The following is a 19,655-nucleotide window of genomic DNA, read 5'->3' as shown; positions in this document are numbered from 1 at the left end:
GCTGACTCAATGCGACCGCGGCGCGACAGCCGACGTCAGCTCTTGTCCGCCGGAATCCCTTTCTCTTCGCGCCATTGCTTCAGCAGCGCCAGCCGCCGAGCCGGATAACGTTCCTCGCTGGCCACCAGCGCGACGATGCGATCCACCCGGAAATGACGCAGGGCCTCGCGGCGTTCACACCATGCGCCCAGCATCCGCACCCGCTCGAAATACCCCAGGACGAACGGCCAGATCAGGCGTTCACTCTCCCGTCCGTCCTGATCGCGATACCGGATGCCGACCTTGCGTTCCTTGCGGATGGCCTGGCGCAGCAAGGGCAGGTGCTCCTCGCCGCCAGGCTCCATATCGGCCGGTCCGATAAGCAAGGTGCTGTCATGCAGGGACTGGCGCAAATCCGTCGGCAGCACCGCCGCGATCTTGGCCAAGGCGTTTTGCGCATCGCGGGCCAGCTCCTTGTCCGTGCGTTTCATCACCCAGCGCGCGCCGAGCATCAATGCCTCCAGCTCGCCGGCGGAAAACATCAAGGGCGGCAGCAGGAAGCCGGGCTGCAGGACATAGCCCAAGCCTGGCTCGCCTTCGATATGGGCGCCTTGCGCCTGCAGGCTGGCGATGTCCCGGTAAAGGGTGCGCAGGCTGACATTCAATTCGCCAGCCAGCACGCGTCCGCTGACCGGATGGCGGTGGCGGCGCAGGCTTTGCATGAGCGCTAACAGGCGTTCGGCGCGGGACATGAGAGGGCTAGCCTTTTAAGCGAGGTTGACGGGAAATCGAGTTGCTTTGGCGGGAATTATGCAGGCATGGATCGATATGGCTGAAAAGGTCACTCAGCGGGGCACCTGAGTTAAGATGAATTTGGCTCTTGCCCACCCCGTGGCGCGCCACGCGTTCCGCAAAAGGGCTTGCGCCGTCCCCCAACAAGGAGGTTTACCCCATGCTAAAACGCAAAATCGCGGCGACTCTGGCCGTGCTTTCCGTCACCTTGTTTGCCGCGGCCACGCCGGCCGTCGCCCAATCAGGCAAGCAACTCGTGGTCGCGACCGACACAGCCTTCGTGCCGTTCGAGTTCAAGCAGGGCAATACCTACACCGGCTTCGATATCGACCTGTGGGCCGCCATTGCCAAGGAACTGAAGCTCGATTACCGGCTGCAGCCCATGGATTTCAACGGCATCATCCCCGGTCTGCAAACCAAGAATATCGACGCGGCGCTGGCCGGCATCACCATCCGCGACGACCGCAAGCAAGTCATCGATTTTTCCGACCCGTACTACGAAAGCGGCCTGTCCATTCTGGTCAGCGACAAGAACGACAACATCAAGACCGCCAAGGACCTGGCCGGCAAGAACGTGGCGGTGAAGACGGGTACGTCGACCGTGGACTTCCTGAAGGCGCAGGTGCCGGACGCCAAGCTCAAGCTTTTCCCCAATATCGACAACGCGTATCTGGAGCTGGCCACCGGCCGCGTCGACGCGGCCGTACACGATACCCCCAACGTCCAGTACTTCGCCAACACCGCCGGCAAGGGCCGGGTGAAGGTGGCGGGCAATGTGAAGAGTGGTGAATTCTATGGCATCGCCTTCCCCAAGGGCAGCGATCTGGTGCCGCAGGTCAACAAGGCCCTGGCCACGCTCAAGGCCAATGGCCAATACGACGCCATCTACGTCAAGTGGTTCGGCAAGAAGCCCTGATTTCCAGGTCTTCCGCGACATACCGCCGGCATCGATGAGGCCCTTGCTTCTTGACCCAGGCGCCGCGCCCTTGCGCGTCCTTGCCTGGACGCCGGCGGTTCCATTTCAATTCCGGCGCGCGCCGGCTCCCCATGCCCCAGGGCTGTCCCTGGGGCATGGGAGTCGCGTCGACGTCTTCCATGGGGATGCCTGTGAATTTCGATAGCTCCGTCATTTGGGCGGCCTGGCCCAATCTGCTTGACGGGACGCTGATGACCATCAAGATCACTTTCTGGGGTCTGCTCGGTGGTTTTATCTTCGGCGCGTTGGCGGGGGTTGCGCGCGCCTACGGCGGCCTGGTCCTGTCCGCGATCGCCCAGGTCTACGTGGCGATCATCCGCGGCACGCCTATCGTCGTGCAAGTGATGTTCATCTATTTCGCCTTGCCGCTGCTGATCGACGGCTTGCGCGTCGATGCCGAATGGGCGGCCATCTTCACGCTGATGATCAACTCCGGCGCGTACATCGCGGAAATCGTGCGGGGCGCGCTGTTGTCGGTCAGCAAGGGCCTGAAGGAAGCGGGCCAGGCCATGGGCCTGCCGTTCCACAAGATCCTGACGCACATCATCGGCCCGGTGGCCGTGCGCCGCATGATTCCGCCGCTGGGTAATCAATGCATCATCAGTCTCAAGGACTCGTCCTTGTTCATCGTGATCGGCGTGGCCGAACTGACGCGGCAGGGCCAGGAAATCATGGCCAGCAATTTTCGCGCGGTTGAAATCTGGTCCGCCGTGGCCGTCATTTACCTGATCCTGACGGGCGCCATCGCGCTGGCCCTGCGGATCGCCGAGAAAAGGATGCGCATACTATGAGCATGGTCGAATTCCAGAACGTCAGCAAAAAATTCGGCGACTCGACCGTCCTGCGCGGCATCAGCCTGAACATCGACAATGGCGAGGTCGTGGTGGTGGTGGGGCCGTCCGGCTCCGGCAAGTCGACCTTCCTGCGCTGTATCAACGTGCTGGAAAGCATCGAGGACGGCGATCTGCTGGTGGATGGCCTGAGCGTCAAGGGCACGCCGGCGGAGGTCCGCGAAATCCGCCGCGAGGCGGGCATGGTGTTCCAGCAGTTCAATCTCTTTCCCCAGCTGACGGCGCTGGAGAATGTCATGTTCGGGCCCGTCCATACGCGCGGCATGTCACGCGATGACGCGCGTGCCGAAGCGGAGGCCCTGCTGGCCAAGGTGGGGCTGAGCGAGCGTATGGGGCACTACCCGTCCGAGCTGTCCGGCGGCCAGCAGCAACGCGTTGCCATCGCGCGCGCCTTGGCCATCAAGCCCAAGCTGATGTTGTTCGACGAACCGACGTCGGCCCTGGATCCCGAGTTGCGCCACGAAGTGCTCAAGGTGATGCGCGACCTGGCGGAGGAGGGGATGACCATGGTGGTCGTCACCCACGAGATGGAATTCGCCCGCAAGGTCGGCAGCCGGCTGATCTTCATCGACGGCGGCCAGGTGGCCCATGACGGCAAGCCGGAAGAGCTCTTGTCCAATCCGCCCAGCCAGCGCTTGCGCGACTTCTTGCAGCACGTCAGTTAAAACGATGCGGCTCAAATGAAAATGGGATCTCACAAGAGATCCCATTTTTTTCGCCCAGTGCAGTCTGAACTAGCCCTTCACCCGCACGATCTTCTGCACTTGCGGCACATGGCGGATGGCCCGTATCACTTGCGCCAGATGCTTGCGGCTGTCCACCTGCACCGTCAGGTGCAAGGACACGGTCGCCACCGCGTCGTCATGCATCGTCACGTGGATGATGTTGGCGTCCGTCGCCGTGATCTCGGCGGCCAGGCGTCCCAGTACCCCACGTTCATTGCGCGTGACGATGTCCAGGCGGGTCGACAAATGCTTGGCGGTCTGGGCATCCCAGGCCACGTTGATCCAGCGCTCCGGTTCGCGTGTCCGCTGCCGCAAGGCCACCGGGCAATCCGCGATGTGAACCACCAGGCCATGGCCCAGGCGCATGCCGGCGATGATGGCGTCGCCGGGCAAAGGCCCGCAGCAAGGCGCCAACTGCACGGCCTGGCCTTCGTTGCCTTGAATCAGGATGGGCGCCGCGCGGGCCGCGGTAATCTCATCGACCACGCCAGCCGTGGTGGCGATCAGGTCATGCTCGGGCGCGAAGCGGCGCGCGACCACGGCCGCCAGACGCTTGCCCAGGCCGATATCCGCCAGAATCTCGTCGCGCGATGCGGCGCCGGTGCTGCGCGCCAGCTTTTCCCAGCTGGGATCGTCGGTGGCGGGCAGCTGCAGATGCAGTTCCTGCAAGGCCTGGCTCAGCAGGCGTTCGCCGAAGACCACCGACTCGGCGTACTTGACCGTGCGCAGGTAATGGCGGATTTCCGAGCGCGCGCGGCCGGTGCGCACGTAATTGAGCCATTGCGCGTTGGGCCGCGAGGCGGGCGACGTGACGATTTCCACCGTGTCGCCGCTGGCCAGCTCCGTGCGCAAAGGCACGAATTCATTGTTGACCTTGGCCGCCACGGCCTGGTTGCCGATGTCGGTGTGGATCGCGTAGGCGAAGTCCACCGGCGTCGCGCCGCGCGGCAGGGAGATGATCTTGCCGTGCGGCGTGAAGACATAGACCGCGTCGGGGAACAGATCGACCTTGACGTGTTCGAGGAATTCACCCGAGTCGCTGTTCTGGCTCTGGATGTCCAGCAGAGACTGCAGCCATTGGTGCGTGCGCTTCTGCAGGTCGTTGAGCGAGACGTCCGTGCTCTTGTACAGCCAGTGCGAAGCCACGCCTTCTTCGGCGACATGGTGCATGTCGCGGGTGCGGAACTGGAATTCCACCGGCGTGCCGTAGGGGCCCACCAGGGTGGTGTGCAGGGACTGATAGCCGTTCACCTTGGGAATGGCGATGTAGTCCTTGAACTTGCCGGGCACAGGCCGATACAGCTGGTGCAAGGTGCCGAGCGCCAGGTAGCACTCGGGCAGCGTATGGACGATGACGCGGAAGCCGTAGATGTCCAGCACTTCCGAAAACGTCTTCTTCTGGTCGACCATCTTGCGATAGACGCCGTACAGCGTCTTCTCGCGGCCGTTGACCTCGGCTTCGATGCCTGCCGCCGGCAGCGCGGCGCGCACTGAGTCCGCGATCTTGGTGACCACTTCGCGGCGGTTGCCGCGCGCGGACAGAACGGCCTTGTACAGGACCTGATACCGGTTCGGGTACATGGCGCCGAAGCACAGGTCCTGCAACTCGCGGAACAGCAGGTTCAGGCCCAGGCGATGGGCGATGGGCGCGTAGATGTCCAGCGTTTCACGCGCGATGCGGCGGCGCTTTTCGGGCGTGACCGCATCCAGCGTGCGCATGTTGTGGACGCGGTCGGCCAGCTTGATCAGGATGACGCGAACATCGCGCGCCATCGCCAGCAGCATCTTGCGGAAGCTTTCGGCCTGTTGTTCGGCTTTGGTGGCGAAATCCAGCCGGTCCAGCTTGGACAGGCCATCGACCAGTTCGGCCACTTCAGGGTTGAAGCGCTCCGCCAGCTCGGTCTTGGTGACACCTTGGTCTTCGATGACGTCGTGGAGCAGCGCGGCCGACAACGCATTGGCGTCCAGCTTCCATCCCGCACAGATTTCCGTGACGGCGATCGGGTGGGAGATATAAGGGGAGCCGCTGGCGCGGAATTGCCCAAGATGGGCCTGGTCGGCGAAGCGGTAGGCTTCACGCACGCGCTCGACGTCTTTCTTGTCCAGGTAGCCGCTGATGATTTCGGTCAGCGGCGCCAGGGACGCGACGGGTGAACCCGGTGCGTCGGCGGCTTCCTGGGCGGCCGCCTCGGCGGGCGAGGGCGGCGAATTGCGATTCTTTTTACCGGGCCTGCGACCCAGGCGGGAACCCGCGCGAAGCGCGGCGAGCAGGCCGGTAGAAGCGTACTTCAGTCCGGGAAATGCCATGCGAGCCACCCCCCGGATGAGATCAGGTCGGGACTTTACGCAGCATTTCGGTGCCGGTCAGGCCAGAAGCGATCTCGCGCAAGGCGGTCACGGTGGGCTTGTCCTTGCTGTCCAAACGCGGCGCATGGCCCTGGGCCAATTCGCGCGCACGGTACGTGGCGGCCAGGGTCAACGTGAAACGGTTGGGGATATGGTTCAGACAATCTTCAACGGTAATACGAGCCATTAGTCACCTGGTACTGAAAAAGTTAAAACCGCGTCGCCGTGGAGGTTGGGACGCGGTAGTAGGGCGTTTTTTAGTGTGGCGCCGAAATACCCAACTGCGAGAACAACTGGGCATGGCGGACGGCCTGCGAGGAAAAACGCAAGCGGGCCGCGCTGACGATTTGTACAAGCTGCAGCAGGGCCACGCTAAATTCTTGATTAATAATAACATATTCGCACTCGGGCGCGTGGGCGATTTCCCCTCCGGCGCCCAGCAGTCGGCGTGCGATGACTTGGGGCTCATCCTGGCCACGGGCTTTCAGGCGCGCCTCCAGCTCTTCGATGGACGGCGGCAGGATGAAGATGCCGATGGCCGCGGGGAAACGCTGGCGAACCTGGCGTGCGCCCTGCCAGTCGATTTCAAGCAGGACGTCGCGGCCCAGCCGGGTGGCTTCGTCGATGCGGTCGCGCGGCGTGCCGTAGAAATTGCCGTGGACTTCGGCCCATTCCAGCAGCGCGTCCTGGTCGCGCAGGCGCAGGAATTCCTCTTGCGAAACGAAGCGGTATTCCCGTCCGTCGACCTCGCCGGGGCGTGGCGCGCGGGTGGTGCAAGAGATGGACAGGCTGATGCTGGGGTCCTGCTTGAGCAGGGCGCTGACCAGGCTGGATTTGCCGGCGCCGCTGGGCGCGACAACCATGAAGACGTTGCCGTAGGTAGTGGACATGGTGATAAGAATGCGGATTAGCCGGGGATCGCGGCGTTGGCGAAGGATACCAAATCGTGCCGCGCGGGAGTAGGATCGCGCAATCTTCCAAGGAGGCTTTGAATGCAAGCGAATGACGAGCGTGGCAACGGCAAGGTGGCGGTGGTAACGGGCGCGGGCAGCGGCATAGGCCGGGCGGTGGCGCTGCGGCTGCTGGAGGACGGCTACCAGGTTGTGCTGGCGGGACGGCGCGCGGACGCGCTGGAAGCGACTCGTGGCGCGGCGGGCGCGGCCGCCGGGCGGGCCGTCGCGGTGCCGACCGATGTTTGCGTGGAAGCTTCCGTGCGGGAATTGTTCGAGCTGGTGCAGTCGCGTTTCGGCCGTCTGGACGTGCTGTTCAATAATGCCGGGCGGGGTGCGCCGGCGGTGCCGATCGAGGACCTGCCGGTCGATGTGTGGCGCAATGTGGTCGATACGAACCTGACCGGGATGTTCCTGTGCGCGCAGGGGGCCATCCGCATCATGAAAGCGCAGCAGCCGCAGGGTGGCCGGATCATCAACAACGGTTCGATTTCCGCGCACGCCCCGCGGCCTTATTCGATTGCGTACACGTCGACCAAGCATGCGGTGACGGGGCTGACCAAGTCGATTTCGCTGGACACCCGCCAGTACAACATCGCTTGCGGTCAGATCGACATCGGCAATGCGGCCACGGAGATGACCGACCGCATGGTGGCAGGCGTCTTGCAGCCGGACCACAGCGTGCGCGCCGAGCCGCGGATGGATGTGCAGCACGTGGCCAACGCTGTCGCGTCCATGGTGGCCCTGCCGCTGGATACGAACGTGCAGTTCATGACCATCATGGCGACGAATATGCCGTTTTTGGGGCGTGGCTAAGGGTCAGAGGGCCCGATTTCTAAAGAAATCGGGCCCTTCGGTAATGAAAAAGGGCCTGGTTTCTAAAGAAACCAGGCCCTTTTCGAAGCGGGGCGGGATCCGTGGCTCTTACGAGTCCAGGGTGTCTTCAAGAAGGACCCCAAGCCCGGTTTCTTCAGAAACCGGGCTTATTTCATTCTTATCCGCTAAAAAGCGGAATCAACGATTCGCGACTTGAACCTGCTGGTTCTGGCCAGGGCTCAGGTACCGGCGGGCGCCGTTGAAGTGCTTGGCCCAGTAGCTGGTATCCAGGTCGTCGATACGCACGCTGGATCCGCTCGTCGGCGCGTGCACGAACTGGTTGTCGCCAATATAGATACCGACGTGCGACGTACGGTAGCTGATCACTTTCTTGGCCTTCTTACCCTTGCCCTTGCGGGAAGTGGTGGTGCTGCCGAAGAAAACCAGGTCGCCAGGCTGCAATTGCGCAACGCTGATGGGCTTGCCTTCGCTCTGCTGCGAGGCAGCATGATGCGGCAGCGCCATGCCGGCGACTTCCTTGAAGACGTAAGCAACCAGACCGCTGCAGTCGAAACCGCCATCCGAACCATCGCCACCCCAGGAATAGGGCGTACCGATGGCATCCAGGCCGGCTTCGACGACGCGCTCGCGCAGCGTGGGAACCGTGGGGATGTTATTGGCGGAAAGGCCATTGATGTCACCGAGCGCGTCGGCAACGATCATCGCATTCGCGGCAGCCGGGATCGAAGCCAGGGCGGCGAGGGACAGGCAGGCAGCGGTGAATAGGGAACGGGGGAAAAACGAGATTCTCGTCGGCGGCGTCATAACTTCACTTCAGATGATGGAGTGCTAATGGCGTGGCTTCAACAACGTTCAAGCCGGCGAAGGTACTGAATTCGGGGCACTGCTAGGGGGTACTGCGGGGGTACTCGGTACTCGATATTGCGGGGTACTACGCGGGTACTCGGAGTGCCGTCCTGCAGCCGGAACCGGTCCGGAAGCCCTCAGGCACGAGGCGTGAATCGCAATAACGTCGGTCTATGGAACCGATACGAAATCACTAAGTGGACCGAATTATATACCATTGAAAGATTGTTACGCTTATATTCTTATTCTGCGTTCTTCAGGGATTTCCCGCGCATGTTCTGATAATCAGCTGACAAAAAGGGGGCGGAGTGTCATGAAAAACCCTAAGACCCTTAACTTGTTTGTCATATTGTTTCCGTCGCGGATGTAAATCCTCCTAGGAGATTTCGCCACTGATGGGCAGATTCGGGACATTTCTTAAGAGATCTTTCTTGTTGAAAAGGGGGCCGGCGGCCCCCTTTCATGACTTCTGCCTATAAGGGAAACGTGGGCCTTAGAAGCTGGCGCGCAGGCCCACCATGACGGCCCGTCCACCTTCCGGCGCCACGTCACGCAAGACCGAGGTCGCGTAGCGAATCTCCTGGTTGGTCAGGTTGAGGCCGCGGACATACGCCAGCCATTGCGTCTGGCCCACCTTGAAGGCGTAGCTGGCGTTGGCGTCCAGGCGGTAGTAGCCCGTCGTCGAGGTGTCGTTGTCGGGCCGGCGGTGTTGCGCGAAGGCCTTGGTGAACGAAATGCCGGCGCCCCACGGACCGTAGGCGTAATCGAAGCCCATGCCCAGGCGCAGGGGCGGAATGCGCGGCAGCGGCTCGCCCGTGTCGCTGTTGCGGGCATGGGTGTAGTCGCCCGACAGGTTCAGGTCCAGCTTGTGGGCGCCGCTGTCCCAGATGCGCGTCGTGGAACTGGCTTCGAAGCCATAGAAGTCGGCGGGCACGGCACGATAGACCGCTTGTGACAGGGCGTCGTCGGTATTCGACGGCACGATCTCGCCGTCGTCGTCGGCGAACAGCCCCGTGTTGGCTTCCGTGATGTAGTTGCGGAAGTGGGTGTAGAACACGCTGAAGTTGGCCTTGTTCGGACCTTCCTTGAAACGCAGGCCCAGATCGCCGGAGAAGGAACGCTCCTTGTTCAGATTCTGGTTGCCGATCAGATACTGGCCGGTGGCTTCGTGCGGTCCGTTGGCGTACAGCTCGTAGAAGGTCGGCGCGCGTTCCGTGTAGGCGGCGTTGGCGGCCAGCGACCAGCGGCTGTTGAGCTTGTAGATCGCACCCAGGGCGAAGCTGCCGGCCGTGAAGTCGCGCTTGGACGCATCCAGGAAGCGCTCGTTGCCGCCGCCCGACGGGGCCAGGCGGGTGTATTCCACGCGCCCGCCCGCGCTCAGGGTCAGGCGGTCGTTGACCTTCCATTGCTCCAGGTCGAACAGCGCGAAGTTGTTGGTGTCGGTGGACGGCACCAGGGCTTCCGAGCCCAGCGCCGAAAACTGCGTCTGGCTGATCTGGATGCCCATCGATCCGCTGATCGGACCGAAGTCGCGATGGCGTCCTTCGATGCGGGCTTCGTACCCGTGATTCTTGAAGATGGTGCCGGTTTCGCCGTCGTCGACTTCCTTGTGCTGGTAGTCGGTGTACGCGAAGTTGGCTTTCAGGCTGGTGAAGAAACCGTCGAGGTCGCGCACTTCGCCGGTGGCGCCGAAGCGTTGCTGGCGCATTTTCAGGCGCACGGAGTCTTCCGCCACCGAACCGTAATCGGAGTCATAGCCGCTGTAGGAGATACCGGCGTAACCGCTGTCCCCGGTCCAGGCCATACCGACGCCGCCGCCATGCACGCGGCCGTCGCTGTTCGGCAGGCGCCCGCGCGGGCCGTTGTCGCCGTCGTCGTCCTGGCCGCGGACGTTGCCCGACTGTGCGTAGCCGGGGATGCGCAGTTCGTGCGTGCTGCGGGTGTAGGCGTCGGCGCGGATCGCGAATTTGCCGTCGCCGCCTTCCACTTGCACGGCGCCGGTGCGGTCGTCATTGGCGCCGCCCCAGTCGCCCTGGGCGGTGCCGTGGATGCCGTTGATGGGCTCGCTGGGAATGCGGTCGTCAAGGACGTTGACGACGCCGCCGACGGCGTTGCCGCCATACATCAGGGCGGCGGGGCCGCGGATGACTTCGATGCGGTCGGCGCTGATGGGATCGATCGGCACCGCGTGGTCGAAGGACAGCGAGGACGCGTCCACCGAACCCAGGCCGTTGTTCATGATGCGGATGCGGTCGCCGTCCAGGCCGCGGATGATGGGGCGGCCGACCATGGGGCCGTACGTCGTGGTGGATACGCCGGGCAGACCATTGAGGGTCTCGCCCAAGGTGGCGGCGCGACGCAGGTCCAGGGCCTTGCCTTCGACGATGGAGGTCGGCGAGGTCAGGGTGTCATTGCCCAGCGGATTGCCGGTGATGATGACCGGGGCCAGGTTGGTGGTGGGAGTCGTGGCAGTGGCTGGCGCTTGCTGGGCGAAGGCGGGCGCGGCGCAGAGGAGGGCGACCGTCAGGGGCGCGAGCTTGAAGGAGGCGAACGCCAGCGGTTTGATGGCGCCGGGGGCGCGGCGGCGCGACGACGAGCGGGTGGCGGGGCGAGCGGCGACGGCGCGCGCAGGGGAGGACACGAAAGACATGCGTGGATCCGCGATAGGAAGGGTGAGGGCGGCGCGAATGAACACCGACCGCGCGCGAAGTGGCGGCGCGTGACGGTAGGCTTCAGGCGGCAAAGGGCAAGCGAGGGGAGCGGATGGGCGGTCGGGCGCGGAGCTTGTGGCGTGCTCGGCGAGCGCTTCCTCGGAGATCAGCGATCAACGATCAACGATCAACGATCAACGATCAACGATCAACGATCAACGATCAACGGCAGGCGCTGGCGTGGCCGACGTCCAGGCGCTGTGGGACAGCGCTCAGGCTTGCGCGGGTGGCGCGCGCGGCAGGATCCACGGTGCGCGGGCGCGTAGTGCCGGACGCGGGCTGGGGGCCACGCGCGGCTGAAGGGTGGGCGGCGGCAACACCAGCAGGGGTGTTGGCGTCAGGACATGATCGAGTACCTCCCACTCATCGCAGGTATGGCAATGGGCATCGGCGCCATGATCGCTGGTGTCGCGGTCGTCGATGGCGCTGGCCGGCACGCCCTGGGACTCGGCCAATACCCGCAGCGGCGCCTGGCCCAGGTGGGTCATGGCGTGCAGGGTCGCGCCGACGGGTGTCAGCACCAGCATCAGCACGGCCCACGCCAGCAGCGCTGCATGGCAGCGCGCTATCAAGCGGGGGCGGTGGATACGGTGTGTCATTCTTGGCGGAGGCAGGCCGGCCGCTATTGCGGGGTACCAGGGATCCTGGACGCGTTCCGCTGGGCTTTGTGCTTTGCGGCGTAGCGGAAACGTCAGGAACGTGAAATTTTCGTAATGATATATTATTTCACTGTGTCTGTGCCGCCTACCCGGCGGGGTTTTTTTAGGGGGCTCCGCCCCCTAAGGCCCCCGCGCCGCGCAGCTACGCCTGCACGGTCTTTAGGGGGCTAGCGCCCCCTATGGTCCCCACGTCGTGCGGCTGCGCCTGTACGGTTTTAGAGGGCTAGCGCCCGCCTACGGCCCCCGCGCCGTGCGGCTGCGTTGGCGGGGGGCGGCATTAGGGGGCGCAGCCCCCTAATAACTCCTCCTGCGGTGTGCCGCTAAAAGCGGGCGATCGAGAAGGGCGTCAGGTCTATGCCTGGTTGCTTGCCGTCCAGCAGGTCGGCAACCAGATGTCCCGTGCTGGCGGACTGCGTCAACCCCAGGTGGCCGTGGCCGAAGGCGTACAAGACGTTCGGGCTGTGGCGGGACGGGCCGATGACCGGTAAGGAATCCGGCGTGGTGGGACGATTCCCCATCCACTGTTTCGCGCCCTCATCATCCAGGTCCGGCAAATAGCGCCGGGCAAGCTTCAACAACGCCGCGCTGCGCTTGTAGTTCGCGGGCGCCTCCAGCCCGGCGAATTCAGCAGCCCCACCTATCCGTAGTCCCACCGAAAGCGGCGTGGCGACGAACATGCGTTCAGCGAAGATCACTTCCCGGTTGAGCCTGCTGGCGCTGCCAGGCAGCGTCGTGTTGTAGCCGCGCTCGCTTTCAACCAAAGCGCGGTCAGCGATGCTGCGGGCGAGACGGGCCGACCATGCCCCCGCCGCGATGACGACCTTGTCGCCGTGCACCACCTGGCCATCGTTCCCGCGTATTCCCACGCGGGCCGGGTCGCCAATGTCGATCCCGCTCGCTTCGGCACGCACGAAGCGCGCCCCCCGTTCCCGCAAACGCTCCCGCAGCACGTCGACAATCCGCTTCGGGTCGTTGATGTGAGCCCAGTCCTCCACCATGACGGCGTGCTTGAACACCGGCGCGAGTCCAGGCTCCAATTCGCGCAACGCTTCCGTGGAAACGTCATGAAAACGCACCCCGCGTTCCCGTTTGAACTGCCACGACGCCTTGTCTGCCTCATAGCCCGCGTCGGACTCATAAACCGTCAGCGCGCCCCGGCGATGCAGATCGCCGGCCAGCCCAAGGTCGTCCAGCATCCCGGTGAAATCAGGCAGGCACAGTCGGTTCAGCGCGGCCAGGGCATCGCCTATCCGAGCGTAGTTGGCCCCCGCGCCGACACGCCGCAGCGCCAGAAACCAAGGTAGCAGATGGGGTGCATGACTGGGCCGGATCGCCAGCGGACCCAGCGGGTCCAGCAGCCAACGCAAGGGCTTCAGACCCATGCCCGCCAGGCTGAGGGGAATGCACTCGGCGACGGCAATGCCGCCGGCGTTGCCATGCGATGCGCGGTCGCCCTCGAAGTCCCGGTCCACCAACGTGACGGCATGGCCCCGGCGTTGCGCGGCCCACGCGCAGCTCAGGCCGACGATGCCGGCACCGACTACGACTACATGATGCATTAACCCTACTCCCCAACTTGAATTCAACTGCTTGCTTCGACCCGCTGTCCCATAGCAATGGTGGCGAAAGCGCGGATGTCTGGACCCGCTGGCCTATGCCAAGACAGTGGGGCGGGTAACGCCACGCCGGGCGTCATTTCACCAGGAAGCCTTTATAAAGCGGATCGCGGTCGTTGACGAAAATCGTGTTCAGGCCTGTCATGCGCGCCCAACCTTCCACGCTGGGGCGGATGCCATCGTAATCGCCCACGCGCACGGCCTCCGTGGCCACGCCGGTGAACGCGGTACCGATGATGCTTTCGTGGATGAAGGGCTCGCCGATGGCCAGCCGGCCGCGCGCGACCAGTTGCGCCATGCGGGCCGACGTGCCCGTGCCGCAAGGCGACCGGTCGATCGCCTTGTCGCCATAGAACACCGCGTTGCGGGCGCTCGCGCCTTCCATATGGGGCCGGCCGGTCCACTGCACATGCGACAGACCATGGATGGACGGCTGCTCAGGGTGGATGAAGGTGTATTTCTCATTCGCCTTGCGGCGCAGGATGGGACTCAGCCGCTGGATGTCGGACGGCGCCAGGCTGTCCAGGTCGGCGAAATTGGGCTGGCTTTCGACGATGGCGTAGAAATTGCCGCCGTAGGCCACGTCGAAACGGATCTCACCCAGGCCCTCGACGTCGACCGACAGATCGCGCGAATGCAGGAAGGAGGGCACGATGGTCAGGCGCACCGATTCCACGTATTCCCCCTTCATCGTGTAGTGCGCGAGCACCACGCCAGCCGGCGTATCCAGATGCAGGACGCCGGGCTCGCGCGGCTGCACCAGGCCGTTCTCAATAAGAAAGGTCACGGTGCCTATCGTGCCGTGCCCGCACATCGCCAGGCACCCGCTGACCTCGATGAACAGGATGGCCACGTCGCAATCCGGACGGGTAGGGGGATAGACGATGGTGCCGGACATGATGTCGTGGCCGCGCGGCTCGAACATCAGCGCGGTGCGCACCCAATCGTAGTCGCGCTCGAAATGCGCGCGGCGCTCGATCATGGTGGCGCCTTGCAGGGCGGGCGCGCCGCCCGTGACCAGGCGGACGGGATTGCCGCAAGTGTGGCCGTCGATACAAAAAAACGTGTGGTTCATCAAGCACTACCTATCGTTGAACGAAGCGGCGCGAAATCAGCGCGCGGGCTGGCGGGCCCACGTCCCGTCTTTCATGACGCCGACGATTTTTTCCCCCTGGTTCTTCACCAGCAGGCTGATGTCCTGCACGGGATCGCCATCGACCACCAGCAGGTCGGCGCAGGCGCCTTCGGCGATCACGCCCAGTTTGCCGGCGCGGTCCAGAATCTCGGCGCCCGTCGCGGTGGCCTGGCAGATCACTTCGAAGTTGCCGAGGATCCTGGCGCGAATCTCCAGTTCTTCGGTCTGGAACTGCTGCATGTCGCCAAGCAGGTCGCTGCCTATGCCCATCTTCACGCCGTGACGGTGCAGGATCTTCAGCGCCTCGATGCCCTGCAGGCGCACGTTCTCGTTCTTCGCCAGCGTTTCATCCGACAGGCCCTGCTGCTTGCCCACCTTGCTCATGGCGTCGTAGGTGACGAGCGTGGGCACGGCATACGTGCCATGCCTGGCCATGACCGCGGCGGCCTCGTCATCGATCAGATTGCCATGTTCGATGGTCTTCACGCCCAGCTGCGCCACCCGGGTGATGGCGGCGGCGGTGTAGGCGTGCGCCATCACATAGGTCTGATGGGAATGGGCTTCCTCCACCACCGCCTTGATCTCGTCGACGGAAAACTGGAAGTTGCCGATCGGGTCGGTGGGGGACGCGACGCCGCCCGACGCCATGATCTTGATCTGGTTGGCGCCGCCGCGCATCTCTTCGCGGACGGCTTTGCGGATGGCGTCGACACCGTCGACGATGCGCCCGATGGCGCCGGCGTTGCGATTGCAACCGCAAGGATCGGGGTCGCTGTTGTCGTAGCGGTCGCGGAAGTCCGCATGGCCGCCCGTTTGCGACAGGGCCTTGCCGCTGGTGAACAGCCGCGGGCCGTCTATGGTTCCGTCTTCGATGGCGCGTGCCAGCGCGTAATCGGCGCCGCCGGCGTCGCGCACCGTGGTGAAACCCCGTTCCAGCATGCCTTGCAGGATGGGCACCGCCCGCAGGATGGCCAGGGTATTGGGCAGGCGGCCATTGAGCCCCAGGTTGGCCACCGATGCGATCACATGGACATGGCAGTCGATCAGGCCGGGCATGACCGTCTTGCCGCCGACATCGAGGACGCTGGCGCCGTCCTTCTGGAGGTCGCCCGCGACGATTTTTTCGATTTTGCCCTTGGCGACCAGGATCGAATAATGCGTCTGGTCATGCTCATGGTTGACGTCGAGGATTCTGCAGTTCTTCAGGATGATCATCAGCAAGTCCGTGCGATTTCGGTTTAAACGGATTCCAGCGCCACGCCGGGCGGCAGCCGCGCGTCCAGGGATAGCGCGGCTTCGGTCAAGGCAGGGGCCAGCAACTGCGCGACGACGCGCGCGGGCGCCAGTGCGGCGGTGTCGTAGTGGCTCGCGCCGTCGAGCAGGTTGAGCGATCCCACCACGACACCGCCGCTCCAGACGGAGACGTTCAGCACGCTGCCCAGGCGATGGCCGGTCAGCAAGGCGTGGTCGCTGAAGACGCTGGCCAGGTCCGCCGGCGACGAACCGGTGTAGCCGGCGCCTTGCACCAGCACGCGGTCCACCCAGGGGCTGCTGGTGACGCGCTTGATGCCGCCCACGGGGTTGATATCCGGCCGGCTGCTGTACAGCCTTTGCAGCAGCCGGGCTTCGGCGTTGAACGAAAGGATGGTGAACAGCTGGTGGCCATAGAGCGCCTGCAACGCGGTGTCGGCGGCTTCCCAGACGGGCGCCAGGGTCCTGGCCTGGCCGAGCGCCGTCGCCAATGTGCCCAGCGTGTCCAGGACCTGCGCGTTATCGGGGTGTCGCAAGGCGGTCTCCTGCCAGGGGCGTGGCGCCCAGGTTCTGATTGGACGCCGCGATGTCCTCAAGCGTGCGGCCGGTGGTATTGATGCCGAAGAACAGCACGGCCAGCGCGCCCGTCAGCAGCACCAGCGTGGTCATGCCGAAGACGCCGGCGAAGCCCAGGGCAGGGTAGATGGCGCCGACGATGGTCGGGGAGGCGATGGCGCCCAGGCGGGCGAAGGACGAGGCGGTGCCCATGCCGGTAGCCCGCATATGGGTGGGGTAAAGCTCGGGCGTATAGGCATATTGGCCGGCGTTGACGCCGTTCATGCCGAAGGACAGGAAGATCGACGCGATGAGGATGCCGGTCGGATCCTTGACGAACACCAGCGTGGTGGCGGCGGCGCAGGCGAACGCCATGTACATCACGATTGTGGCCTTGCGGCCTATCTTGTCATTGAAGTACGCGGCCGAGTAATAGCCGGGGATCTGCGCCAGATAGATCGCGATGGAGTAGGAGAAGCTCTTCGTGATGGTCATCCCCTGCTGGACCAGGAGTCCGGGTATCCACGTGAAGAACGCATACGAGCAGAAGGTGATGGAAAGCCAGAAGGTCCAGGTCATCGCCGTGATGCCGCGCCAGGGCCGCTGCCAAAGCGCCATCAGCTGGCGATGGAAAGGCGTCGCTTCGGTTGGCGCCATCGTGGCGGCCGCGGCGGGCGCGGGGGCGGGCAGGGACTTGCCCAGGACGCGCTCGGCCCTGGCTTCGAACCTGCTCACGATGACGTCGGCTTCCTGGTGACGGCCTTGCGTTTCCAGCCAGCGGGGCGACTCGTCCAGCGCCTTGCGCCACCACAGCAGGACCAGCACCGGTGCGGCGGTAATGAACAGGGCCCAGCGCCAGCCGTCGTCCGCGAGCGGCACGATGAAATAGCCAAGCAGGGCCGCGGCCACGAAGCCGAAGGAGAAGAAGCCGGCCAGGGCCCCGGTGAAGCGGCCCCGGTAGCGGCTGGCCACGAACTCAGCCAGGAACGGCGCGATGATGGCGCCCTCGGCGCCCATGCCGACACCTCCCAGCACCCGGAACACCAGGAACCAATGCCAATCGTGCGTCATGGCATTGGCGATGGACATGACGCAGAAGATCGACAGCGCCCACATCATGACCCCGCGCCGCCCGAAGCGATCGCCCAGCAGTCCCGCCGCCAACGCGCCGATCAGGAAACCCACATACGTGCTGCTGGCCAGCACGCCCACCTGGATGCTGCTCAGGCCCCACTGGGTGCGCAGCACCGGCAGCACGAAAGCGATGATGCCGGCGTCGAGGGCTTCAAAGGCAAAGCCCAGACCCCCCATGAGTAGCAACTTCAGATGGACCTTGCAGAATGGGATGCGCTCTAGGCGCGCGGAAACCGTGGACATGGCAAAACCCCTTTTGATGTTGGAGAGTGCGCGGCGTGGCGGCGTCGCGGTGTGCGTGCGTTCAGTAGCCCAAGGTCTTCAGGTCGGCCAGGGTCTTGTGGATGATGGACAGGGTCTTCTCACGCTCGGCGCCCGCCAGGTCCAGGCGCGGCGGCTTGACGGTTTCCGCCGAGCCGCTGACGATGTTTTCGGCCAGCTTGATGTGCTGGACCAACTTGACCACGGTGTCCAGGTGGAACAGCGGCGTCAGGACGCCATACAGCTTCCTGGCCTCGGCGAAGTTGCCGGCCACGGCCATGTTCAGCAGGTCGACCGATGCCTTGGGCAGCGCGTTGGCCATGCCGGATACCCACGCTTTGGCGCCGAGTGCCGCGCTTTCCAGGATCAGGTCGTCGACCCCGCAGACGACATTCAGCCGGCCGCCGAAGCGCGTGATCAGGTCGGTCACCCGGGTGGTGTCGTAGGACTCTTCCTTGATGGCCGTGATGGTCGGCTCCGACATCAGCTCGGCCACGACGTCCGGCGTCAGGTCGATGCCGTAGCCGCGCGGGTTGTTGTAAAGCAGGATTTCCAGCTTGGACGCGCGCGCCACGGTCTTGTAGAAGGCAATGGTTTCGCGGTCATCCGACTTGTAGGTCAGCGCCGGGAACACCATCAGTCCGTCGACGCCGATCTTTTCGGCTTCCTTGGCATAGGCGATGGCTTTTTCGGTGCTGGTTTCCGCCAGGCCCGAGATTACGGGGACGCGGCCCTTGACCGTGTCCTTGGCGGTGCGCAGAACGGTCAGCTTTTCCTCGGGGGAAAGCTGGGCGTTTTCGCCGACCATGCCCATCATCACGACGCCGCTGACGCCGTTTTCGATCAGTCTTTCAAGGCCGGCGCGGATGGCGTCCACGTCCAGGGAGAAATCGGCTTTGAGCTTGGTCGTAACGGCGGGGAAAACGCCTTGCCAGGTAATCGTCATGTCGGGATTCCTAAGGAAAAGGGCGATGAAGGAATGTTTTCATCGCGTAAGAGCGGGTTACTTTATATTGGATCCAATTTGAAAGATCGCGTGTATCCCACAGGTGTGATGTGACGGCTCGCGATCCGCTTGGATCTTGGATCCAATATAATTGATGCCATCGCGCAGCGGAACCCTCAAATGCTACGGGTTTTCCCGCTAATCGTTACGCGACCGCACATCCAAGGGGATCGTAGTGCTGAAGGACATCCAGGCAGATCATGAACAAGCGCCCGTAGCTTTGGGCGCAGGCGGCAGAATCGTCAGGCGTACGGCAACAGACCTGGTCGTGGATGTCCTGCGCAACCGCATTTTGTCCGGGGCTATCCCGCCTGGCGCGCCGCTAAGGCAGGAGCTGCTGGCGCAGGAGCTTGGTGTCAGCCGCATTCCGGTTAGGGAGGCATTGCGGCTGCTGAGCGCGGAAGGGCTGGCGGACACCATCGCCCACCGGGGCGCCTTCGTGTCCATGCTGTCGAAGGAGGAGGTGCGCGAATTCTTCGACATACGCTGCCGCCTGGAACCGTGGATCCTGCGTGAGGCGATCCCGAATTTCACTTCTGAACAACTGAACTACGCCGAGTCGCTGCGCGCCAAGATGGACGTGGCCGAACCGAATATGTGGGGCAAGTTGAACTGGCAGCTGCACGAGACCCTGTACCGGCCTGCGGGACGTCCCGCCGCGCTGGATATCGTGCGCACCCTGCATGAGAAATCGGAACGTTATTTCCGCTTCCAGATCGTCAATGAGTCTGTGCGGCAGCAGGCGCATGACGAACACCAGGCCCTGATCGACCTGTGCCGCGCCGGGCAGGCCGACCGCGCCGAAGCCGCGCTGGTCGCGCACATCGAACTGGCCGCTGAACAGATTCTTGCCATCGTCGACCGTTTGCTGGATAGCCGGCCAGGCTGATGCGGCGCGGGTACAGCGGCCCGCTGTGCTCCAAAATTGGGGTTGGGCCTGCCCGGCAGGCAGTCCTACAATGCGCGGAGCGGCAATCGCCTGCCGCGCGCCGAGCCGGGATGCCGATCGCCATCGACAGGCCCGC

At 64.0% G+C, this 19,655-nt stretch carries 18 protein-coding genes; 5 read left to right on the top strand and 13 right to left on the bottom strand.

Annotation, left to right across the window (positions count from 1 at the left end; genetic code table 11):
• Positions 1-35: 35 nt before the first annotated feature.
• Entirely contained in the window at positions 36-731 is a 696-nt protein-coding gene (locus ASB57_RS09120) for a YafY family protein (RefSeq protein ID WP_057651936.1), read from the bottom strand.
• Positions 732-931: 200 nt separating this feature from the next.
• On the opposite strand from ASB57_RS09120, the gene glnH reads away from it, so the two are divergent.
• From glnH to glnQ, 3 genes are all read left to right on the top strand, one after another.
• Complete coding sequence (gene glnH / locus ASB57_RS09115; protein WP_057651935.1) at positions 932-1,687, top strand: glutamine ABC transporter substrate-binding protein GlnH; 756 nt, start codon at positions 932-934, stop codon at positions 1,685-1,687.
• Positions 1,688-1,878: 191 nt separating this feature from the next.
• Entirely contained in the window at positions 1,879-2,538 is a 660-nt protein-coding gene (glnP, locus tag ASB57_RS09110; RefSeq protein ID WP_057656039.1) for a glutamine ABC transporter permease GlnP, read from the top strand.
• A complete protein-coding gene (glnQ, locus tag ASB57_RS09105) occupies positions 2,535-3,263 on the top strand; it encodes a glutamine ABC transporter ATP-binding protein GlnQ (RefSeq protein WP_057651934.1) in 729 nt (242 codons plus the stop codon). Before glnP ends, glnQ begins: the two co-directional genes overlap by 4 nt.
• 69 nt (positions 3,264-3,332) lie before the next feature.
• Here the strand turns inward: glnQ and ASB57_RS09100 are convergent, their stop codons facing one another.
• The 3 genes from ASB57_RS09100 to gmk all read right to left on the bottom strand — a co-directional run bounded on the left by ASB57_RS09100 (position 3,333) and on the right by gmk (position 6,559).
• Entirely contained in the window at positions 3,333-5,630 is a 2,298-nt protein-coding gene (locus tag ASB57_RS09100) for a bifunctional (p)ppGpp synthetase/guanosine-3',5'-bis(diphosphate) 3'-pyrophosphohydrolase (protein WP_057651933.1), read from the bottom strand.
• Between the two features lie 22 nt (positions 5,631-5,652).
• Positions 5,653-5,856 (bottom strand): DNA-directed RNA polymerase subunit omega, encoded by a 204-nt coding sequence (gene rpoZ / locus ASB57_RS09095; protein WP_057651932.1) that lies wholly within the window; start codon positions 5,854-5,856, stop codon positions 5,653-5,655.
• 70 nt (positions 5,857-5,926) lie between these two features.
• Positions 5,927-6,559, bottom strand: coding sequence for a guanylate kinase (gene gmk, locus ASB57_RS09090; protein ID WP_082621481.1), 633 nt, complete (start codon positions 6,557-6,559; stop codon positions 5,927-5,929).
• A gap of 102 nt (positions 6,560-6,661) precedes the next feature.
• On the opposite strand from gmk, the gene ASB57_RS09085 reads away from it, so the two are divergent.
• Positions 6,662-7,435, top strand: a complete 774-nt coding sequence (locus tag ASB57_RS09085; RefSeq protein ID WP_057651931.1) for an SDR family oxidoreductase — start codon at positions 6,662-6,664, stop codon at positions 7,433-7,435.
• A gap of 198 nt (positions 7,436-7,633) precedes the next feature.
• Here the strand turns inward: ASB57_RS09085 and ASB57_RS09080 are convergent, their stop codons facing one another.
• The 9 genes from ASB57_RS09080 to ASB57_RS09040 all read right to left on the bottom strand — a co-directional run bounded on the left by ASB57_RS09080 (position 7,634) and on the right by ASB57_RS09040 (position 18,570).
• Positions 7,634-8,260, bottom strand: a complete 627-nt coding sequence (locus tag ASB57_RS09080) for a C40 family peptidase (protein ID WP_057651930.1) — start codon at positions 8,258-8,260, stop codon at positions 7,634-7,636.
• Positions 8,261-8,795: 535 nt separating this feature from the next.
• Positions 8,796-10,952 (bottom strand): TonB-dependent receptor, encoded by a 2,157-nt coding sequence (locus tag ASB57_RS09075; RefSeq protein WP_082621480.1) that lies wholly within the window; start codon positions 10,950-10,952, stop codon positions 8,796-8,798.
• Between the two features lie 273 nt (positions 10,953-11,225).
• A complete protein-coding gene (locus tag ASB57_RS09070) occupies positions 11,226-11,612 on the bottom strand; it encodes a DUF2946 family protein (RefSeq protein WP_156414104.1) in 387 nt (128 codons plus the stop codon).
• Positions 11,613-11,992: 380 nt separating this feature from the next.
• The gene (locus ASB57_RS09065) at positions 11,993-13,231 is read right to left on the bottom strand and encodes an FAD-binding oxidoreductase (protein WP_057651928.1); all 1,239 of its coding nucleotides are present in this window, start codon (positions 13,229-13,231) and stop codon (positions 11,993-11,995) included.
• Positions 13,232-13,364: 133 nt separating this feature from the next.
• Positions 13,365-14,363 (bottom strand): 4-hydroxyproline epimerase, encoded by a 999-nt coding sequence (locus ASB57_RS09060; RefSeq protein ID WP_057651927.1) that lies wholly within the window; start codon positions 14,361-14,363, stop codon positions 13,365-13,367.
• 36 nt (positions 14,364-14,399) lie between these two features.
• The gene (locus tag ASB57_RS09055) at positions 14,400-15,638 is read right to left on the bottom strand and encodes an amidohydrolase family protein (protein WP_057651926.1); all 1,239 of its coding nucleotides are present in this window, start codon (positions 15,636-15,638) and stop codon (positions 14,400-14,402) included.
• Between the two features lie 23 nt (positions 15,639-15,661).
• Positions 15,662-16,210 (bottom strand): hypothetical protein, encoded by a 549-nt coding sequence (locus tag ASB57_RS09050; protein WP_057651925.1) that lies wholly within the window; start codon positions 16,208-16,210, stop codon positions 15,662-15,664.
• Positions 16,194-17,606 (bottom strand): MFS transporter, encoded by a 1,413-nt coding sequence (locus tag ASB57_RS09045; protein WP_057651924.1) that lies wholly within the window; start codon positions 17,604-17,606, stop codon positions 16,194-16,196. Before ASB57_RS09045 ends, ASB57_RS09050 begins: the two co-directional genes overlap by 17 nt.
• Positions 17,607-17,667: 61 nt before the next feature.
• Entirely contained in the window at positions 17,668-18,570 is a 903-nt protein-coding gene (locus ASB57_RS09040) for a dihydrodipicolinate synthase family protein (RefSeq protein WP_057651923.1), read from the bottom strand.
• Positions 18,571-18,805: 235 nt separating this feature from the next.
• Between ASB57_RS09040 and ASB57_RS09035 the strand changes: the two genes are divergently transcribed.
• Entirely contained in the window at positions 18,806-19,519 is a 714-nt protein-coding gene (locus ASB57_RS09035; protein ID WP_231755375.1) for a GntR family transcriptional regulator, read from the top strand.
• The last annotated feature ends 136 nt before the right edge of the window (positions 19,520-19,655 follow it).

This window comes from Bordetella sp. N, assembly GCF_001433395.1.
Classification (GTDB): domain Bacteria; phylum Pseudomonadota; class Gammaproteobacteria; order Burkholderiales; family Burkholderiaceae_B; genus Bordetella_C.
Note: the sequence above shows the minus strand (reverse complement) of the source record. Positions and strands in the feature narration are given on the sequence as shown.

Coding starts and splice junctions, on each gene's coding strand:
- ASB57_RS09075 (WP_082621480.1), bottom strand. CDS start 10,952: ATGTCTTTCGTGTCCTCCCCTGCGCGCGCCGTCGCCGCTCGCCCCGCC.
- glnQ (WP_057651934.1), top strand. CDS start 2,535: ATGAGCATGGTCGAATTCCAGAACGTCAGCAAAAAATTCGGCGACTCG.
- ASB57_RS09080 (WP_057651930.1), bottom strand. CDS start 8,260: ATGACGCCGCCGACGAGAATCTCGTTTTTCCCCCGTTCCCTATTCACC.
- ASB57_RS09040 (WP_057651923.1), bottom strand. CDS start 18,570: ATGACGATTACCTGGCAAGGCGTTTTCCCCGCCGTTACGACCAAGCTC.
- glnH (WP_057651935.1), top strand. CDS start 932: ATGCTAAAACGCAAAATCGCGGCGACTCTGGCCGTGCTTTCCGTCACC.
- rpoZ (WP_057651932.1), bottom strand. CDS start 5,856: ATGGCTCGTATTACCGTTGAAGATTGTCTGAACCATATCCCCAACCGT.
- ASB57_RS09100 (WP_057651933.1), bottom strand. CDS start 5,630: ATGGCATTTCCCGGACTGAAGTACGCTTCTACCGGCCTGCTCGCCGCG.
- gmk (WP_082621481.1), bottom strand. CDS start 6,559: ATGTCCACTACCTACGGCAACGTCTTCATGGTTGTCGCGCCCAGCGGC.
- ASB57_RS09070 (WP_156414104.1), bottom strand. CDS start 11,612: ATGACACACCGTATCCACCGCCCCCGCTTGATAGCGCGCTGCCATGCA.
- ASB57_RS09055 (WP_057651926.1), bottom strand. CDS start 15,638: ATGATCATCCTGAAGAACTGCAGAATCCTCGACGTCAACCATGAGCAT.
- ASB57_RS09120 (WP_057651936.1), bottom strand. CDS start 731: ATGTCCCGCGCCGAACGCCTGTTAGCGCTCATGCAAAGCCTGCGCCGC.
- ASB57_RS09085 (WP_057651931.1), top strand. CDS start 6,662: ATGCAAGCGAATGACGAGCGTGGCAACGGCAAGGTGGCGGTGGTAACG.
- ASB57_RS09045 (WP_057651924.1), bottom strand. CDS start 17,606: ATGTCCACGGTTTCCGCGCGCCTAGAGCGCATCCCATTCTGCAAGGTC.
- ASB57_RS09060 (WP_057651927.1), bottom strand. CDS start 14,363: ATGAACCACACGTTTTTTTGTATCGACGGCCACACTTGCGGCAATCCC.
- ASB57_RS09065 (WP_057651928.1), bottom strand. CDS start 13,231: ATGCATCATGTAGTCGTAGTCGGTGCCGGCATCGTCGGCCTGAGCTGC.